Source organism: Cellulosilyticum sp. WCF-2, from assembly GCF_003990395.1.
In the GTDB taxonomy this organism is placed as follows: Bacteria; Bacillota; Clostridia; order Lachnospirales; family Cellulosilyticaceae; genus Cellulosilyticum; species Cellulosilyticum lentocellum.
Genome location: NZ_CP034675.1, coordinates 1,661,809 through 1,678,923, shown reverse-complemented (window position 1 = coordinate 1,678,923; position 17,115 = coordinate 1,661,809). Strand labels below are relative to the sequence as shown.

Genomic DNA, 17,115 nt, shown 5'->3' with positions numbered 1-17,115 from the left:
TAGAGTTTCGAGTATATTTTTATCAAAAAGGCCTAGTATTTTCTAGTGCCTTTTTGTGCTACTATCAAAAAATTTTATCTGCATTTCTATTAATCAATAGTCTTTACATCCACCGGAATCCACATCTTAGGATTATAATTGAGAGTGTATTTGTATTTTGATACATTCTTTACGCCTAGCTGCTCTACTACATATGTAACATTATCACTTAGCCCTACGAAGTGTTTCTGATAATACCCATTTTCATCTTCTACAATAACTTCTAACTGATTGTCTGCTGCATCTGCTGTTATAGACATTTTCCCGGTCATTTGAAAAAGCACATCACCTTCAATACAATTAATTACTGTAAGCTGTCTAATCACATTAAAGTTATCAGCTTCTTGTGATAGGTTGTACGATACTCTTTGTGATTCTGTTTGGCACCCTACAAATACTGTTGCCATTATTAACATTGCTGCTACCACTACTATTATTTTTTTCATCTTATTTTCCTCCGTTTAAAAAAGTTATTTTATTATCCTTATTGCTTCAACCTTCCAGCCTATTTGCATTATGTATATTTTTCGCTTGCCTTCTTCTTGGAAATAGAATTCATAGCAAGGTTCCCAACCTTCGCTTTCATAGCAACTCCATCCACCACTTTTAGGATTGTAAAAACCTTCTTGTTGTAAACCACCTTTATACTTGCCAATTAGTGTAATTAGACCATCTAATGCTTTAATATCTATTTCTATGTTTGCGCCTGGTTCCACTGATTTAATAAGTTCAAACATTTCTTTATCAATCATTCCTCTTCCTCCTCGCAAGCATCTGGCCCTTCTCCGTATTCTTCAGCACAAGCCTTGCTGCTAGGATATAGAAACATACAAGGTCCTTCTGTAATGCTGCATTCCCATCCATGCCATTCATCCGTTTGCTTTGCACATCTACAACTCACGTTCATTCCCCCTATCAACAAAAAACACTTTGTTCTATGTATTGCTAATAACTGGCATTTCATATTTCTCTAATGCATACTTCATCCAAAACTCATACCAAATAAGTCTAGCGTAAAACCAGTCAAATCCTTGCTGTTTTTCATACGTTTCTCGTTCATTCCAACTCATGTCTTTATAGTTTTCTGGTTCTGTATATTCATATGGTATCTTTTGTTTGCATTCCGGATAATCTAATTCCCATTTTTCTTTTGCTGTAACTACTGCCTTTAAATGCCTTTTTTCAAGCGGTACGCAACCAGGATGATGCCTTAATATGCCATCCTCTTTATCATAAAACAGATTATAAAGCCCTGTTTCTCTACAAAAATTAGCCATTTGAGAATATCCAGGATGTCTCCCATTGCCTTGACCACTAATATCTCCATACCCGAAGTTAGGCGCTTCTTCATTTACTTCTCCTTCGGCTTCAACGCTTACATATGCGTCTCCTTCTTCATTGCTATATGAAATAATAGCTTTACCAATATAAATGCTATAGCTCACCTTTATACCTCCCTTAATAAAAATCAACTTTTAACAACCTTAACTATATGTTGATAGTAGTAACACTCTTCCATGTACCCTTTAATTTTCCCGTAGAAGTAATTGTCGAATGTCCTTGTTACCTCTATTTCAACTGCGTTGTCGTAGCTTATTTTGTAGTCAACTATTTGCCCTGACTTGATGTTATCCTTAAGCCATGCAATCCTACTTTTGCTTTTAATAACTGCTTCATCTAACTCTATTTTCAGCTCTTGACATGGTTTTTCTTTTAGCTTAGTCTTATCTGACTTTGCTATCTTAACGGCCATCTTTTGTGCTTTCTTAGCTGTGTTGTATAGCTCTGCATCTGTTCCTTCAACTAATTCAAGCCTTTGTTGTGCTGCAAAAACAGATATGTTGGGAAACAAGGCTTCATTTGCATCCTTTAGTGTACATTTGTTATTAATTATGTACCTCGCTATAATAATCCCCTCTTTTGCTCTATTAGGGTTGCGTGCTGGCATATTTACACCCCCTTACTGTTTTCTTCGATTAACCTGTTAATATACCATACTGCCTTTTTTAAGTCCTCTACACCGTTTTTGTGCTTCCAGCGCCACAAATACTTAACTGCATTAGCTGTGCATATAGCGTCTAAGCCTTGCAGGTCGCTTGTAATGTCTTGTAATATATCTATGCATTCATACTTGCCATGCGTGTAATGGCTCGGGTGATTAACATTGTCATCTAACGACTCTTTTACTACTTCAAACCTAGACTTACTCAAACTAACAGGAAGATTCCCATCATTAAGTATCATATATAATGTTGGGTATTCTTCTAAAACTTCATATATGTTATTTTCATTTATGCCAACTATAGGAATGCTATTAATACATCTAACCTTCATCAATCTTGCTCCTTTCATACTTTGCCTTAGCTTCTAAGTGGTCTAGCACTGCATAAACTAGACTTTGCCATAAGCCACTACCTTTATATCTGTTGCATATAGTAGGCAGCTCCTGTGCCAACTTATCAAAGTCAGTATTGTCATAGTTTTCTTCTAGCCACTTATAAGCATCATCAAACATTTGTCTTTCTTTTAGCATCTAACCACCTTCTAGAATGGAAATTTTTCTTGTCTTATTTGCTGTTTAATCTTTTCAACTTGCTCTGGTTTCCATGTATATTGTGGTCTGGCTCCTGCTATAAATATCTTGTTAACAGTATCAAAGTCAGCTCCTATTCTGAACGTATCTCCTGTAGGCCTATCCTTTGTACAGCTAATATAACTGTTATAAATATGTTGTCCACCAGCTTCTGCCTTTTGCATTTCATCTGCCGTTGCCCTTCTAACTGTAATTACTACACTGGCTAGGTTTACTACGTTAAATGATCCTGATACGTCTTTATTCTGTATGTCTAATTCGCTAGATTTATTAGGATGTGCTATTAATACAACTGTAACATTATAGTTTTTACAAAACTGCACCAGAGCATTAGTTAATTCTGTTTGTATGGAATTGAGCTTTTGGGTTTCTATTTCGCATGTTAAAGTCATAAGGTTATCTAAGAAAAACACTGTTACACCTTTTTCTTTATGCATACCCTCTAGCATTTCAATTACACTTTCTACTAGGTTGTTTTTCTTGAATTGCCCATCAAATATAAAGTATTTATTTTTAAGCCACTTCTTAATTTGATGATCTGTTTCATATGTAACCGAGTAATCAAAATCAAATGCTGAATACCTTCCACCATACAGTTTTCTTGGAGTCTTAATTATGTCTTTTTGATCTGCAAGCTTAAGCTCTAGCTTACTTAAAAACCTTTCCTTTGTTTCTTCACCAGCGTAATAAAACACCTTGCCATCTTGTTGTACTACGCTCAAACTTAGTTGCATTGCAAATTCACTTTTACCGTTTCCTGTATGTCCTGTTATTAGCCATAAGCCACCACTTTCAAGCCCTCCAGTTTTGCCATCTATCATGTCTATTTGAGTGAAATACTTCCGTATTTTAGTCTTATCCTCTGACTTCACGCTTGATATATCAGTTACACCAGGTATGCTTACATCTTCTAAATCAGTCATTAGTGCCGCCAACATATCGCTTGTAGCTTCTTCACCATACTTGACTAAAAACTCATTTACAGACCTGCAGTCTCGCAAGTAGCTAAGACTTATGGTTTTAACTTCTACATTGTCGTTACATATGCGTTTATTTGCTTCGTATAGCCATCTTTGAGTGTCGGATGTATTAATTAACACCACTCTGTTAAACTCGTGTATAAAATCAAATGCATTGCTTATAGACACATATTCATCTAAGTTATCAATCAAAGCTATAACGTTGTATTCAAGTGGTCTTACTTGGGCTATGGTTAATAAATCCCACTCATTTGTTGTTATATAAAGTACACTTCTATCTTCATTACACCTATGTATCCCCATTGGGAAAGGTGAAAGCCGTTCAAATGTCAAAGGGTTGTGCGTTATACCTACCTTTGCTTTGTTACTAAGATAATCTATAGACTTGCTATATCGTAGTCCTTTGTCAAAATCCATATCATCATAGCAATTAACAAGCAATTTTTGCCCTGTATCCGTACAACCATATAGACCACAAGCTACGGCACTATCTATATGCTTATCTTCTAAAATCATCTAATCACCTACATTGCGTCAATTGGCATATATCCGTTTTGATCTAAGTTAACAGCGTTATTAGATACAGCAGGTTCTGATTTCTTATTTCTGTTTTCCCAAGTTCTAATAGCTGCTTTCCAATCCTTCATTTTTGTGTTTCCTACTTTCCATCCCTTAGAAGAATAGAAATCAATAAACCTTTGTGCATCTATTCCGTTATTTCTCTCGCCACAATAAAGTTGTACTTCTTCAAGAGTAGGAGGAGTGAAACGACATATATTATTATTCTTTTCTTTCTTTAAATTCTTGTTTGTGTCAACTTGCTGTTTATTTGCTGTCACTTTGTTGTCAATTTGCTGTTCATCTGATGTTATTTTGCTGTCAACATCTTCTTCTCTTGATTGGTATATCTCCCAATTTTCAATGGTTATAACTCTATATTTGCTGTTCATTTTCATTGATATTATGTTTAGTTTTTCTAATGCTTTTAAGTAGTTGTCTGTAGTGCTTTCTTTTAGCCCTAATTCACTTGCTGCTTTCTTTCTTCCAGTAACAAATTGTCCAGGTATAAGCTCTATATTACTGAGTCCAATAACTTGTTCGCGTTCCTTGTGAGAAGCCTTTAATAAGCACCATATAAATACCTTTAAAAGCTTCTCATTTTCAAAAACGCTACTGGAAAGAAGTTTTCTGTGTAATCTTACCCATCCTTCCATAATTACCTCCTAAAATGGCATGTCATCCTCTTCCTCATTATTAGTTGGCGCCATATCACGATCATGAATTACTCCTTGTAATAATTTATCCTTTGGAGCATCAACACCCTTTCGTGCCTTGTCTACAGTCACAAAATAACGACATTTAGTAGAGAACTTAAGCTCTTGGTTGTTGTTCTTGTATTCCTCTCTACCGAATACACCGCCAACTAATTTGCCTTTAAACTGTGGACCAAAGTCCTCACCCCACTTAATAGCAAACCCACCATTAGACTTTTCTGCTGAGTCACAGAATGTCTTAAATCCGGTGCTTGTATTTCCGTCTTTATCTTCAACTACAACATAAACCATGCAACCCCATTTTTTATCAGCCCTTGTGTCTGAATCGAATTGTTTTTTGTAATAGCCAGCTTGTTCACCTTCTGCAATATCTAGCGCTATTTTAAGCATATCTTTACCCGTACTGCTCTTTGTTTCTTCTAGCTTAATAATCTTACAAACATGTCCACCTAATTTAAGTGGTTCAAATGCTCCTTGTACTGCTGTGTTGTCATAGTTGTTTGGTTTTTTCATAGTTATCTATCTCCTTTTATTTAAAATAGTCCTTGTTTTAATTTTTCGATTAAACAACCTGTTAGAGTTGTGTAAATCCAGTATCCACTAGCTGTAGTATCTTTTAAGTAGTTAACATGTAAGTCGTACTTATGTTCAAACTTGGTCAAGCTGGCTCTAAATGCCTTTTTATTAAACTTAGTGCCATAATTACCTCTCTCAATATCATCAAAGCTTGTATTTTCTATTAGCAAATAAATCTTGCCCTTAGAACGTTCAAATTCTGACTCAAATCTATCTCTGTTGTGAGTGAGATTGCCACTTAATTCGTTTAAATTAGCCTTTCTTTCAATAGTGATAATGTCTGTTAGGTATAAATCTCGATAAGCTGCTGGGCTTTCTATTCTTATACTGTAATCTCCATAATCTAGCTTTTCGGTGGCCCACTTGATTCCTTTTTGATTAAAGTAATCTGTGATATGCTTGTTTTCTTTTTCTCTTGTATCTACAAGAATCACAGCAGTATCAACTATTGCTTTTATTTCTTTTTCTGTATACTTGTAAATGCTAACCACCCCTTAAAGCTCCCAATATTCTCTAATTGTTTTGTCCACCAGCTTTAAGTCGTTATCTATTTCTTTATCAAACATTTCTAAAGGACTCTTAGCTGTGGTATAACCATCACTTTGAGTAATAAACTTATAATTAGATCCATCTGTCTGAGCTAGTAATACAATACTGAATAATCCTTCTACAGTTAGCTGATTATCTAGCATCTTCCCACTCGTTTTAGCTTTTATTCTCCCACTTTCATCAACTTCTGTATGATGTAAAAAGTAAACAATTACGTCTGCTGGTGTATCTGTGATGATATATGTAAGCAAGTTTTTAAAGTCTAGCGCTATATCCGTAAACTTTCCGTAGCCTGTTTCCTTGGCCCTGTCAAACATGCCAAATGCCATTAAATACTGACTATCATCTATTGCATAAGATTTAAGTGTAGGAGCCTTTAGAGCCTTATATATTTTTTGATAGCTAGCATTGTCAACCTTTGGCAATTTCTTTCTAAATGGAAGCGGCTTACTTGCTACATTTAAAATTCCAATTTCTCCTTCTTCAAAATTTCTTAAGCTTGTACTTTTACCTGAGCCACTTGGACCCATTACCATTACTGGTATTCCCATCAAACCACGTCCCTTCTAATACAAACAATGCTTATGAAAAACATCTACTTGCAATTTGCCTAAGCCATCTACATTCTTTAAATATGCTTCTTGGCCTTTAACTATAAGTGTGTTGCAATCTCTGCACCACCCAGCATAAATAACACCGTTAATCTTAGTTTCTAGCTTTCTTTTAGCTTCATCCTCTTGCTCTTGTGTGTAGTCAAGTTCTAGCTTATGTATGCCAGCATTAGGCCCATTCAAGCATAATGTTTCTATTACCTTACCCATTACAGCACCACCAAATTACGCTTTAAATAAGCTTCTAAGCAATCAATATGTATCATTCTATCGCCATGCATTATTACGCTCATTCCTTTGTATAAGTCCTTATGGCATCCGCAATCACATGCACCCATGTAGTTAGCTTGATAATCTAGCTCTCTAGGAGTTTCTAAATGAATAATTATGTGTGTATTACCAACACGCTTAAGTTGCCTGTTCTTTGCCTTTAACATTTTAATGGCATTTTGATTCCTACATATCTCTAGCTGTGTACTAAGCTTCACCATGGCACCTCTTTTCATAGCATTTACGATAATCTTTAACCTGGTTGTAAGTTAAGCCTGTAGCTCTGCAAATATCTATATTCACCATGTTAGCTGCAAACATATTAAATACTTCTTGCTGTTCTGCTTCGTTTGTTACGCTTGCTTTCTCGTCTATCGTAGGCATATGTATTCTCCCTTCTTATTCCATTTTTATTTATGTCTATAACTATTTGTCTTTCATTGTTTAACCAGTTTATGTACTTAGCTTTATCTCTACATGGCCCTCTACACCAATAGCCACTGTCAGAGCAATATCTACAAGGGCTGTCCATCTACCTCACCCCTAGCCTTTTTATTAATTTTTCAAAGCCTTTACGTCCTCCAACTTGAACATACTTCTTTCGGTTTTCTCTGCCGTGTTTGGCTATCTCTGCTACTGCCAAAAGTCTTATTGTGCTTTTAATAATGTCGTTTGTATATCCTAATTTTCTCAACTGCTTTGCATCTATAAAAAACTTATAATTTTGCGCTTTTATTAACTCATCAAGCAAATACTTTAAAAAATCTTCTTCAGCTAAAGTTAATTCGTTTATTAAATTATTAATATCTCTCATTGCACCACGCTCCTTTTTGTGGCATAATAAATTAAATGAATTTTTTCTTGTACGCATTATTTAAGTTGGCGCTTAAGTAATGCTTTTTCTTTTTAGTCAAATCTTCTCACTCTTACTTTAGGTTTATTGTTGCTCGGCTTAGTTTCATAAAACCTCTTAGATTGCTTAGATTCTTTGATAAGCTTTGCTAATTTTTTATTACTTGCTTCTGCAAGCTCATTAGGCTTAATTGTTTTCACGTTTCTTCATCTCCCTTTTGGCAATTAAAGGTTGTCCAACTTTCCAAGATGTGATTAAGATTGCTGATAAAGCTAATATGTATTCCCATGTCATAGCAGCACCGCCAGTACAAAAATAAATACGAATGATGTAACACCTGCTAAAACGTCCGCTAAAATCTCAAGCTTTGGTTCTCCTCTACATAGCTCTTTAAACTCGTCTAGCATTAAAGCTTTTCTAAGCATTAGATCAACTCCTTTGTTAATTATTAGAATTGTGTTAAAATTTATTTATCAGCTTGGCAGAGCTGAAATACAAAAGAAAGGTGGTACAAGATATGAATAGAACTCCTGTTTCTTCTAGCAACATATCATCTATTGGTTATGATCCATCTACATCTACTCTTGAAGTAGCTTTTAATTCTGGTGGTGTATATCAATACTATAATGTTCCTAGTAATGAATACTCAGCTTTAATGAATGCTTCTTCTCACGGTAGCTACTTAGCTCACCATATCAAGGGCAGATACCAATATAGACAAATCTAATCTATAACCACCAATATAATTGCTGGGCCATTCACCTTTACCTGAACATCTTTATATGGTTCAGCAATTGTTTTTTCTATACCTTCTCTTCTTGACAATTCTTCAACTAACTCTTTTGTTGTAAACCGACTTAAGTTATTCTCTTTCATGGTTCTACTCCTCCTATTCATTAACAATCTCACTAATTTCCCCTTGAACTCTCCAGTACTCTCCATAAATAAGTTCTGCCATTTCTGCTATTGTTAGGGGTCTTTTTTCACCTGTTGAATCATCTGTGGTTGTATATTCAGCCGCTTCAAGAATATATTCACCAAATTCATTTACTAGAGCTTCAATAGCTTTCTTGTTTTCTTCATCAATATCACGCTTAATAACTTCAATAATTTCTTGCTTACGTTCATCCTTTGATAAGCTGCAATCACTTAGGCTTATAAAATTACACTCAACGGCTTTCTCTACTACTTTTTCAATCACTTCTCTTTTCATTCCTATACCCTCATTTCTCTATTCTCTAAAAATTTACCTATAAAATAAGCTTGTCCTTTTGGTGTAACATATGTAGTAAAGTTGGTATGCAAGTTGCCTTCTTTGTCTTGATTAATCCTTTCAACAAGTTCAAGCACCTTTAAATTAATAGCTTTTTGAGTAGCCTTAGTAGAATTTTTTTCAACGTAACCATTTTCTCTTAGCCACGTATACAAACTTCTTTCGCCTATTTTGATACCATTTTGAGATATTAACCTAGCAAGCTCACGAACTAATATAGAATTCTTAGAAGCTGTTATGGCATTTGCAAAGGCTACTTTCGGTTCTTGTTCTTCTAGCAGCTTTCTATTTTTAGCATTTTCAAGCTCAATAACCTTTTTCTCCTCTTGCTCTTTAATCCATGCCTTAGCACGTTCTACTGGATCATCAATCATATATGAGTCTTTCTTAAGTGTTTTGTTTTCTTTCTCTAGCTTCTCTATGTACTGTGTTGTCTTAAATCTTACAACTGCTGATTCTTTGTTGAGCATTTGAAGAACACCGGCTTTATTTAGTGAGTAGCAAGGTCTTGTTTCACCTTTGCCATCTTTGTAACTAACCTCCACAAAATTGTGGGCGTTGATATTTGCGTTTTCTAATGCCTGTATTTCGCTTCTAATGTCCCTAAGAAGAACGTCATGTCTTTTATCCGTTGTATTACCTTCTTCTTTTCTAAACTGATTAATCAATTGTGTTAGTTCTAAACTTGTAATGCTAATGCCTGCTTGTCCATCGGCACCTTTTAAAATAACTTCTGTTTGATCTCCTTGTTCTAATGCACTACTCATTTGCTTGTTCATGCTGTTTCTCCTTTCTGATTTTTAAGCCATGTTATAAAATCTTTTTTTATAACCCTAAGCTTTTTTTCGCCTAGTCTAAAGCTTGGGAACCCATCACTATGGAATATGTTATAGGCTTCTGTTTTTGATACTTTTAATAACTTACTAACTTCTAATGGAGATAGACATTCAATTCCATCTTGATCAATAATTTCATAATTCATAGCATCCTCATTTCTAAAAGTTATCATTTAACATAACCACAGGTTAAGTTGATAACAAAAAAATTATTCTAAAATATCAATCTCTAAAATTTTTCCTAGTTTAATCAGATTATCTAATGACATTTTCTTTTTCCCACTCTCTAGTTGGCAAATAAATGATGGAGATACGTCTAGTAATTTAGCGATATCGCTTTGTAATAGCCCCTTATTTTCTCTTGATTTCTTAATCCTTTCTCCTAATTTAACCCAGTTCAGAAAAATCACTCCTTTCTTTAAAAAAAATGTTGACAATTAACCTACAGTAAATTATTATAATAAATGTAGGTAAATTAACTATAGGTTAATCATTTGTATTACAACAAGAAATATATGTACTTGGGGAAGTCCTTTGTTTCTTGTAGTTATATATTAACTTAACCTGTGGTAATATGTCAATACCTAAATTTATATTTTTGAAAGAGGTGTCAAATATGAACTTAGGTCAAAAAATTAAAGACCTTAGAGAAAACCGTGGGTTGAAGCAACAAGAATTAGCAGAATCTATTGGAATAACAGCTTCTATGATATCAATGTATGAGTCAAATAAAAAGAAACCAGGGAGAGAGAATATCGTTAAACTTGCAAATGTTCTAAATGTAGATCCTAATTATCTAATGTACGAAGACGTAAAAACTCTTACCGATAAAGATAAAAGAGATGTTGCAAAAACACTAGATAAAATTATGGGAGATCTTAATGATGGCACAAATGCACCTCTATTTTATGGAGATGAAATGTCTGAAACAGATAGGATGCTTTTAAAAAATGCTCTTGGTAATGCTTTAGAAATATTAAAAATTAAAAATAAGGAGAAGTATACACCTAAAAAATACAAAAAGTAGGGGGATCCGGATTGAATAATCAATTTATTCTAAACAAAATAAATCGTATACTCAAATCCTTTAAAACTGGTGACTTATATGAGCTTGCTGACTTCTTAAATATAACAGTGTTAGAGGACGATTTAGGTGAAATGGGTGGATTTTATTTCTATGTAGTAAAAAACAAGTTGATACTCTTGAATTGCAACTTATCAGAAGCACATAAAAAAATTGTTTTGGCTCATGAAATTTCACATGCAATACTTCACACTAAATTAAATTGTGCATTTTATAAAACACATACACTTATGAGTACTGCAAAAATAGAGAATGAAGCAAATTATTGCGGTGCCATTCTTTTAAAAGAATTAAAAGTCTTGAATGATGAAATGTTTTGTATTTATTCAAAAGAAATTACCGAAAAAGACGAAGGGTTTATTAAAATAATGAACGAACTTAGGACTCAGCTAGAACAAATATGTTAAGGAGTTGATTTATATGGCTAAGAAAAATGCCAATGGTGATGGATCTATCTTTTTAAGGAAAGATGGGCGATGGTGTGGAGCTATAACTATTGGATTAGATGAAAATGGTGTGCAAAAAAAGAAATATATTTATGACAGAGATAGGGATGAGCTTAGAAAAAAAATGCTTGCACTTCAAAATGATATCTCCATAAATGGTGGATATGTTAGAGATGATATAATAACTTTGAATCAGTGGGGTAAAACTTATCTTAATGAATTTGTAAAAAGCTCTGTTAGGCCAAGTACTTATGATTCCTATGAAGTAATACTAAGGAGACATATAAACAACGACTCAATAGGAACAATGAAGTTAAAAGATATCAAATCATTTCATCTTCAAAAGTTTTTAAATTCAAAATCCAGTCTATCTAAAAGCTATATCAAAAAAATGCATATGCTACTAGATATGTTCTTTAGTAATGCAGTTAAAAATGATTTAATACCTAAAAATCCAATGGATGCAGTTAATATGCCTAAATCTCAAAAACAAGTTAAAGATGTTAGAGCACTAACTCGACAAGAGCAATCAGAATATATGAAACAGCTTGAGAGCACTCGTTTAAAACCGTTGTTTTTAACCTGCTTATTTACAGGTATGCGCATGGGAGAACTAATGGCCTTAGATTGGGATCATGTGAATTTTAAAAAAGGAGAAATTAAAGTTGAGTTTAGCTATAAAGAAGTTAGGATGCACGACCAAAAAGAACCGTATTGGAAATTACTTAAGCAACCCCCAAAAACTAGTAGTGGACTAAGAACAATCCCTATTCCACAAGAAATTGTAAAAATGCTTAAGTCTCACAAAACTGCTCAGGATAAATTATCATTAAAACTAGGCAAAGATGAATTTAACAAAGAGAAACTTGTATTCTGTAGCGAGGTTGGAACTCCACTATCTAGTAGAAATATACAGAGAACACATTATTCTATATGCAACAAAATAGGGTTAAGCGGAATAGGGTTTCATGCCCTTAGACATACATTTGCTACACGCATGATAGAAGAAAATGTACCTGTAAAAACAGTACAATATTGGATTGGTCACAGCTCTATTGAAATCACATACAATATATACGTACATGTACAGGAAGAAAACAAAAAAGCCGCTGCACAAGTGCAAAGCGACCTTTTCAAAAACCTTTTATAGCTACGGTAGGTGTCAAATAGGTGTCACTACCACCATACGACTACCGTAACCCTACGCACGCGGTAGGATTCGAACCCACGACATTCTGATCCGAAGTCAGACGCTCTATCCAGCTGAACTACGCGTGCATATCTATCATATTTTAGCATAAATAGTATTGAGTTGCAATGGTTGATAACCTAGTCTATTTTTCTTGTTGTCACACAGCAACTTTTCTATTAATAAACGAATATACTCAAACAGCTGAATTAACAATATATGTAGAGAAACCACCTACTTTAGAAATATACCAAAAGCTTATTAAAGGGTGTTGTTGTAAAGAGACTATATTCTTTATCCAGATTAAAAACAATTCAAATCGAGATATAGAAAATCTAGAACTTATTAATTGGATTTATAGTAATGGGACTTTTACTATTAAATGCATTGAGCTTAAAGAAGGATGCCATCATTTACACTCCCATCATATCTCTTTCTACATTCCTCTCCTCAAAAAAAAGAGCAACTTTATATAATCTTATCTTTATGCAATAACTCAAGCCATCATATTACAAATTGCATTAAAGCTACTCATTATACTATGACTTCATCCCAAAATATAAAAAAGGAAATCTCTTTATATGGGTCAGCTATTGCTATATTGCTCACTGTAGTAATTGCCATAAAATCACATCCTTTTATACTATCTAAAATATTTTTCTATAACATACTATGAAGCAAACGACCAAAGTTGACATGCTCTAATCCTAAAATAAAAATTTGCTATTATTCCCAACTATCTTTTTGAAACTTTTTCTCTTTCTCCTTTATCTAACGAATGTAAAACACTTACAAAAAAACAAGGAGAACTTATTATGAAAACAAATAAATTTTATGCATTAGGTACTTTAACTTTAGTAGTTACAGGAGTCTTATTATCTGGATGTAATTCATCTACCTCATCACCAGAACCTACAACTTCTCCAATTACTACTAAAAAACCTAATACTGAAACTAATACGCAAACTTCAGAACTTCACGCCATTATTAAACTAATGGGTCAATCTGATTCCGCTGTGGTTGAAGCATTGGGTGAAGGTGAACCCTCTTTATCAGAAGCTACAAAAGCCGTACTAACTCGTGATTATACTTTAACTTTCTTAGATACTGAAGTAACAGCTTCAGTAGCTATGAATGAAGCAGAAAAACTTAGTTTGCTATCGATTTACTTACCTGATAATGATTTCTCAGCCTGGTCCTCTAAGTTAACTTCTCTTCTAGGTGAACCTAGTTCTACTAAACAAGATAATGGTGAAGAAGCCAATGGCCTTAATGAAGCACTCTGGGAAAATGATGGTACTAGTATTTCATTAAGAAGTGTTTATGGTGCGCTAATCATTGAACTCTATAAACTTTAAGAGGTAGCTTTCTATGAAAAAAACACTCACTTATCTTATTATGATTGCACTGATTTGTAACTTACTTTTTGGCTGCAATAAAGCACTTCCAAAGCCAGAAGGTGTCACACTTCTCGACTTCCAATTAGGCGAAAGCTCCACATTTGAACAAGATACTGAGATTTCCTATCCTCTAGACGGCCTTCTTGGTATTCCTAAAGGAGATACTAACCCTGTTGTATTTATTTTACATGGCGCACATCCTGTAGAAGATGTTACTGAAACTAGATACTACAAAGGTTTTGAATATCTTGTTCGTCATCTAGCTGAAAATGGCTATTTAGCTATTTCTATTAATATGAATAGGGCTTATAGCTTGGAACCTATAGAGGGTATTGAATCAGACCGTGCTTATAATATATTTAAGGACTATTACTCACTCTTAGAAAAAGCTAATAGTGGAGAAAAAATCTTTTCATATGACCTAACAGGAAAAGCTAACTTAGATCAAATCAATTTTATTGGTCACTCTCGAGGTGGTGACAATAGTTTACATCTTACTAAAACTTTAAAGGAGCAAGGTAACTCTTCTGTACAATCTGTTCTTTTAGTGGCACCACCCTTCAATTCTCCACTCGAAGAAGCTTATACAGATATACCAACTGGTATTATCCTTCCTCAATACGACGGTGATGTAGCGACTTTAAATGGAGTTGAAGTCTTTAACTATGTTTATCTTTTAGATTCTAATCGTAAAACGCCTATAACTTCTGCTTTCCTATATGGTGGTGATCATGGTCAATTTAATACTGAATTAGCAGGCAGAGATGTTCTTTTCACTTATGAAAATGTCACCTATATCACACCTACTGAGCAACAAGATTTTCTTAAGCAATACGCTACAGATTTTCTAAACCATTTTAATTTTAATATGACTACTACAGATTTAATTGAAACACTAGGTAATGTAGCTCCTCCTAGATATCCTGTGGACTTTATGCCTTCTATTCGTTTACCAGAAGAGAAAAAACTTGTTACTCCTAACAAAAACCTTGCAGCTTTAAAGGAAAATAGGCCGAACTTATTAGTAGAGTATGCAGAGATGAGTATTGTGCCAACAGAAGATACAATTGCACCCTTTAATCATCCCTATGCTTTAAGTGAAAATATGCCGCTTTATCGTATTTCTTGGCAAGACAATGCGCTAGAGCTTACCTTTCCTATGAAAAATATGGATTTTACCAGTTTTAACTATCTTTCTTTATATATGGCAAATAACCCGACTGTCCTACTTAATGATGATAGTACGCCTATTGCTTTTGAAATTGAATTATTAGATATGAATGGGCATAAGGCAAGCTATAAGCTTGATGCACTTAAAGATTCCGCTTTAAGATATATTGCTACGCCTATCGTCAACGTATTTGAAGGCATGGATGATTTCAGCCCTTATTGGAAGGCTAAATATTATACACCATTAAGCACACAAATCATTCCACTTTCAAACTTTAGCAATCTAGATTTTAGGGGTATTGAGTCCATTACTTTAAAAGGTATTAGCTCATCTGGTTCCATCATCTTAGGTGGTATCGACTTATACTAAAATACAACTTATTGGCAATTTCTTTGCCAGCAACCTAAAAAATCAACCATCATTTAAACTGGTGGTTGATTTTTTTGTATTTGTTAATTCTTCTGGTACTAACTACTTACTTTGGACTTTGACCTATTTTTCGTTTGGCAATATGCCATTTAACTGCGATTTCTTGATTTTCTTCTAATGCCTTTAACCAAGTTAAAGCTTCTTCCTTTGTTTCATAAGGTCCCAATTCTAAAACAAAGTTCCCTTGGTCTGTTTTTTGAATATGATGCGGGTAATCTGCTGATAAACTCTCACTAGATAAGGCCATTGCTTCATTATTAGCATAAGTTTCACTTTGCACAAAATATCGGGGTGTTGTATTTTCTCTAACTTCTTCTCTAGTCATTGTAATATGAAGTCTTCCGGGATTCTTATACTCCTCCATTTGTACAGCCACATTTTCCTTAAAAGCAACCACAATATGATAACTCGAATCATCTAAGGTAATAATATTATACACATCTTTTACTAAAGGTAGCTGTTCCAGCTTTGCTTTTACCGCTTGAATGTCAAAGCCTCTTACTCCTTGTAATTTCATTTCAAGTTCGTAGGGATACTGATGATACGTAAATTCATAAACTGGTACATCTGATTCAAGATTATTGTTTCTGGTAAAGTAAAGATCAATGCTCTCCTCTTCATAACTATCTACATTAATATATAAACCATCATTTCTAACCCCACCTTCTGCGATGCTGCCTGTGAAATTTAAGATTTTAATAAGTTCTCCTACTACAGGAATTTTAACAAGCTCTTTAGCTAAAATAGGAACATTGGCTACAGTAGTAGTTAGTCCTCCTACAATTATAATAGTTGCCACCACTAGCCTCCATTTTTTATGTCCTTCTTTATCCTTTTTATAAGTAATCCCTCTATTAATCCCCTTTTCAATAGCTGCATTTAATTCTTTCGGAACAGAAATATAATCATAATCTTTTAAATCCATCTATTTTAGCCTCCCTCTAAAATTTTCTTTATTTTTTTCAGTGCTCTATAATGTATGGTTTTAACTGTACCTTCTGACTTATTTAAAGCCTGTCCAATATGGGTAAAGGTCACGTCTCCAAAATATTTCATAGTAATTATTTCCTTTTCTTCTTCTTTTAAGTATTCTAAGGCATCATATAAATCTACTTTTTCCTCTAAACCTTTATGTGTGGTTGGTTCTATCTGTTCATGCTGGCTTTCTAGAGAAATAAGTTTTTTCTCTTTCTTAATCCTTGTTAAAGCTTCATTAATTACAATTTTGCAAAGCCATGTATCAAAGTATTGTATTTCTCTTACTTTATGGATATGGATGTAACTTTTAAATGTTGCTTCTGAAACTACCTCTAGCGCTATGGTTTCATTTTTTACATAGCTATACGCAAGTTTATACATCTTTTCTCCCCTGTCTTTAATAAGCTTTTCAAAGCTTTCATTACAGCCTCTCTTTGCTCTTTGTATCAGTAGCTCATCCTCCATCTTTCTCACCTCACTATTAGGTATTCCTTTCCCCTATTATTAGATACTCTAGTATGCGTAATAGTTTCATCGTTCATGTATCAATTTTTATCTGCCCTT

31 protein-coding genes and 1 tRNA gene are annotated in these 17,115 nt (G+C 34.0%); 6 read left to right on the top strand and 26 right to left on the bottom strand.

Annotated features, from left to right (window positions below; genetic code table 11):
* Window positions 1-89: 89 nt before the first annotated feature.
* The 18 genes from EKH84_RS07265 to EKH84_RS22630 form a co-directional block, all read right to left on the bottom strand.
* Entirely contained in the window at window positions 90-485 is a 396-nt protein-coding gene (locus tag EKH84_RS07265; RefSeq protein WP_127064954.1) for a beta-sandwich lipoprotein, read from the bottom strand.
* Window positions 486-509: 24 nt separating this feature from the next.
* Window positions 510-791, bottom strand: a complete 282-nt coding sequence (locus EKH84_RS07260) for a hypothetical protein (RefSeq protein WP_127064955.1) — start codon at window positions 789-791, stop codon at window positions 510-512.
* Window positions 788-940 carry a hypothetical protein gene (locus EKH84_RS21935; protein WP_190283593.1) on the bottom strand — a complete coding sequence of 51 codons (153 nt, stop codon included), beginning with the start codon at window positions 938-940 and terminating at the stop codon, window positions 788-790. The genes EKH84_RS07260 and EKH84_RS21935 overlap by 4 nt, the downstream gene beginning before the upstream one ends.
* Before the next feature lie 34 nt (window positions 941-974).
* The gene (locus tag EKH84_RS07255) at window positions 975-1,484 is read right to left on the bottom strand and encodes a hypothetical protein (RefSeq protein ID WP_127064956.1); all 510 of its coding nucleotides are present in this window, start codon (window positions 1,482-1,484) and stop codon (window positions 975-977) included.
* A gap of 23 nt (window positions 1,485-1,507) precedes the next feature.
* Window positions 1,508-1,987, bottom strand: a complete 480-nt coding sequence (locus tag EKH84_RS07250; protein ID WP_127065788.1) for a hypothetical protein — start codon at window positions 1,985-1,987, stop codon at window positions 1,508-1,510.
* Window positions 1,988-1,989: 2 nt separating this feature from the next.
* On the bottom strand, window positions 1,990-2,373 hold the full coding sequence (locus tag EKH84_RS07245; RefSeq protein ID WP_243118652.1) for a DUF3310 domain-containing protein: 384 nt from the start codon (window positions 2,371-2,373) through the stop codon (window positions 1,990-1,992).
* A complete protein-coding gene (locus EKH84_RS07240) occupies window positions 2,363-2,572 on the bottom strand; it encodes a hypothetical protein (protein WP_127065787.1) in 210 nt (69 codons plus the stop codon). Before EKH84_RS07240 ends, EKH84_RS07245 begins: the two co-directional genes overlap by 11 nt.
* An 11-nt stretch (window positions 2,573-2,583) precedes the next feature.
* Window positions 2,584-4,128 carry an AAA family ATPase gene (locus tag EKH84_RS07235; RefSeq protein ID WP_127065786.1) on the bottom strand — a complete coding sequence of 515 codons (1,545 nt, stop codon included), beginning with the start codon at window positions 4,126-4,128 and terminating at the stop codon, window positions 2,584-2,586.
* 8 nt (window positions 4,129-4,136) lie between these two features.
* On the bottom strand, window positions 4,137-4,826 hold the full coding sequence (locus EKH84_RS21930; RefSeq protein ID WP_190283525.1) for a transcriptional regulator: 690 nt from the start codon (window positions 4,824-4,826) through the stop codon (window positions 4,137-4,139).
* A gap of 9 nt (window positions 4,827-4,835) precedes the next feature.
* Window positions 4,836-5,399, bottom strand: coding sequence for a hypothetical protein (locus EKH84_RS07225; protein ID WP_127065785.1), 564 nt, complete (start codon window positions 5,397-5,399; stop codon window positions 4,836-4,838).
* 20 nt (window positions 5,400-5,419) lie between these two features.
* Window positions 5,420-5,953, bottom strand: a complete 534-nt coding sequence (locus EKH84_RS07220; RefSeq protein WP_127065784.1) for an ERCC4 domain-containing protein — start codon at window positions 5,951-5,953, stop codon at window positions 5,420-5,422.
* A gap of 3 nt (window positions 5,954-5,956) precedes the next feature.
* Window positions 5,957-6,562: an AAA family ATPase gene (locus EKH84_RS07215; protein ID WP_127065783.1), complete on the bottom strand. Its 606-nt coding sequence runs from the start codon at window positions 6,560-6,562 to the stop codon at window positions 5,957-5,959.
* A 15-nt stretch (window positions 6,563-6,577) separates the two neighbouring features.
* On the bottom strand, window positions 6,578-6,832 hold the full coding sequence (locus EKH84_RS07210) for a hypothetical protein (RefSeq protein WP_127065782.1): 255 nt from the start codon (window positions 6,830-6,832) through the stop codon (window positions 6,578-6,580).
* The gene (locus tag EKH84_RS07205) at window positions 6,832-7,110 is read right to left on the bottom strand and encodes a hypothetical protein (RefSeq protein ID WP_127065781.1); all 279 of its coding nucleotides are present in this window, start codon (window positions 7,108-7,110) and stop codon (window positions 6,832-6,834) included. Before EKH84_RS07205 ends, EKH84_RS07210 begins: the two co-directional genes overlap by 1 nt.
* Entirely contained in the window at window positions 7,100-7,276 is a 177-nt protein-coding gene (locus EKH84_RS21925) for a hypothetical protein (RefSeq protein WP_190283524.1), read from the bottom strand. The genes EKH84_RS07205 and EKH84_RS21925 overlap by 11 nt, the downstream gene beginning before the upstream one ends.
* A 148-nt stretch (window positions 7,277-7,424) precedes the next feature.
* Window positions 7,425-7,706, bottom strand: a complete 282-nt coding sequence (locus EKH84_RS07200; protein WP_127065780.1) for a hypothetical protein — start codon at window positions 7,704-7,706, stop codon at window positions 7,425-7,427.
* Between the two features lie 92 nt (window positions 7,707-7,798).
* Window positions 7,799-7,945, bottom strand: coding sequence for a hypothetical protein (locus EKH84_RS21920; RefSeq protein ID WP_190283523.1), 147 nt, complete (start codon window positions 7,943-7,945; stop codon window positions 7,799-7,801).
* A 90-nt stretch (window positions 7,946-8,035) separates the two neighbouring features.
* Window positions 8,036-8,170: a hypothetical protein gene (locus tag EKH84_RS22630; protein ID WP_256372390.1), complete on the bottom strand. Its 135-nt coding sequence runs from the start codon at window positions 8,168-8,170 to the stop codon at window positions 8,036-8,038.
* 92 nt (window positions 8,171-8,262) lie between these two features.
* On the opposite strand from EKH84_RS22630, the gene EKH84_RS07195 reads away from it, so the two are divergent.
* Complete coding sequence (locus tag EKH84_RS07195; protein ID WP_127065779.1) at window positions 8,263-8,472, top strand: KTSC domain-containing protein; 210 nt, start codon at window positions 8,263-8,265, stop codon at window positions 8,470-8,472.
* Here the strand turns inward: EKH84_RS07195 and EKH84_RS07190 are convergent.
* The 5 genes from EKH84_RS07190 to EKH84_RS22935 form a co-directional block, all read right to left on the bottom strand.
* Window positions 8,469-8,621, bottom strand: a complete 153-nt coding sequence (locus tag EKH84_RS07190; protein ID WP_127065778.1) for a BC1881 family protein — start codon at window positions 8,619-8,621, stop codon at window positions 8,469-8,471. The genes EKH84_RS07195 and EKH84_RS07190 overlap by 4 nt on opposite strands.
* A 13-nt stretch (window positions 8,622-8,634) precedes the next feature.
* Window positions 8,635-8,958: a hypothetical protein gene (locus EKH84_RS07185; protein WP_127065777.1), complete on the bottom strand. Its 324-nt coding sequence runs from the start codon at window positions 8,956-8,958 to the stop codon at window positions 8,635-8,637.
* A gap of 2 nt (window positions 8,959-8,960) precedes the next feature.
* A complete protein-coding gene (locus EKH84_RS07180; protein ID WP_127065776.1) occupies window positions 8,961-9,797 on the bottom strand; it encodes a phage antirepressor KilAC domain-containing protein in 837 nt (278 codons plus the stop codon).
* Window positions 9,794-10,000 (bottom strand): helix-turn-helix domain-containing protein, encoded by a 207-nt coding sequence (locus EKH84_RS07175; protein ID WP_190283522.1) that lies wholly within the window; start codon window positions 9,998-10,000, stop codon window positions 9,794-9,796. The genes EKH84_RS07180 and EKH84_RS07175 overlap by 4 nt, the downstream gene beginning before the upstream one ends.
* Before the next feature lie 63 nt (window positions 10,001-10,063).
* Complete coding sequence (locus EKH84_RS22935; RefSeq protein WP_442861337.1) at window positions 10,064-10,264, bottom strand: helix-turn-helix domain-containing protein; 201 nt, start codon at window positions 10,262-10,264, stop codon at window positions 10,064-10,066.
* 206 nt (window positions 10,265-10,470) lie between these two features.
* Here EKH84_RS22935 and EKH84_RS07165 point away from each other — a divergent pair, with 206 nt between their 5' ends.
* From EKH84_RS07165 to EKH84_RS07155, 3 genes are read left to right on the top strand one after another with little or no spacing between them, the layout of a single operon-like run.
* Window positions 10,471-10,881, top strand: coding sequence for a helix-turn-helix domain-containing protein (locus EKH84_RS07165; RefSeq protein WP_190283521.1), 411 nt, complete (start codon window positions 10,471-10,473; stop codon window positions 10,879-10,881).
* Between the two features lie 11 nt (window positions 10,882-10,892).
* Window positions 10,893-11,345, top strand: coding sequence for an ImmA/IrrE family metallo-endopeptidase (locus tag EKH84_RS07160; protein ID WP_127065772.1), 453 nt, complete (start codon window positions 10,893-10,895; stop codon window positions 11,343-11,345).
* Window positions 11,346-11,358: 13 nt separating this feature from the next.
* A complete protein-coding gene (locus EKH84_RS07155; protein WP_127065771.1) occupies window positions 11,359-12,534 on the top strand; it encodes a tyrosine-type recombinase/integrase in 1,176 nt (391 codons plus the stop codon).
* Between the two features lie 54 nt (window positions 12,535-12,588).
* On the opposite strand, the gene EKH84_RS07150 is transcribed toward EKH84_RS07155, so the two are convergent.
* Window positions 12,589-12,662: transfer RNA gene (locus EKH84_RS07150), tRNA-Arg, on the bottom strand.
* 726 nt (window positions 12,663-13,388) lie between these two features.
* On the opposite strand from EKH84_RS07150, the gene EKH84_RS07145 reads away from it, so the two are divergent.
* Window positions 13,389-13,931, top strand: a complete 543-nt coding sequence (locus tag EKH84_RS07145) for a hypothetical protein (protein WP_127065770.1) — start codon at window positions 13,389-13,391, stop codon at window positions 13,929-13,931.
* Window positions 13,932-13,944: 13 nt separating this feature from the next.
* Window positions 13,945-15,513, top strand: coding sequence for a hypothetical protein (locus EKH84_RS07140; RefSeq protein WP_127065769.1), 1,569 nt, complete (start codon window positions 13,945-13,947; stop codon window positions 15,511-15,513).
* A 106-nt stretch (window positions 15,514-15,619) separates the two neighbouring features.
* Here the strand turns inward: EKH84_RS07140 and EKH84_RS07135 are convergent, their stop codons facing one another.
* Both EKH84_RS07135 and EKH84_RS07130 read right to left on the bottom strand, forming a co-directional pair.
* Window positions 15,620-16,498: a hypothetical protein gene (locus EKH84_RS07135; RefSeq protein WP_127065768.1), complete on the bottom strand. Its 879-nt coding sequence runs from the start codon at window positions 16,496-16,498 to the stop codon at window positions 15,620-15,622.
* Between the two features lie 5 nt (window positions 16,499-16,503).
* Complete coding sequence (locus EKH84_RS07130) at window positions 16,504-17,016, bottom strand: sigma-70 family RNA polymerase sigma factor (RefSeq protein WP_127065767.1); 513 nt, start codon at window positions 17,014-17,016, stop codon at window positions 16,504-16,506.
* Window positions 17,017-17,115: the final 99 nt, after the last annotated feature.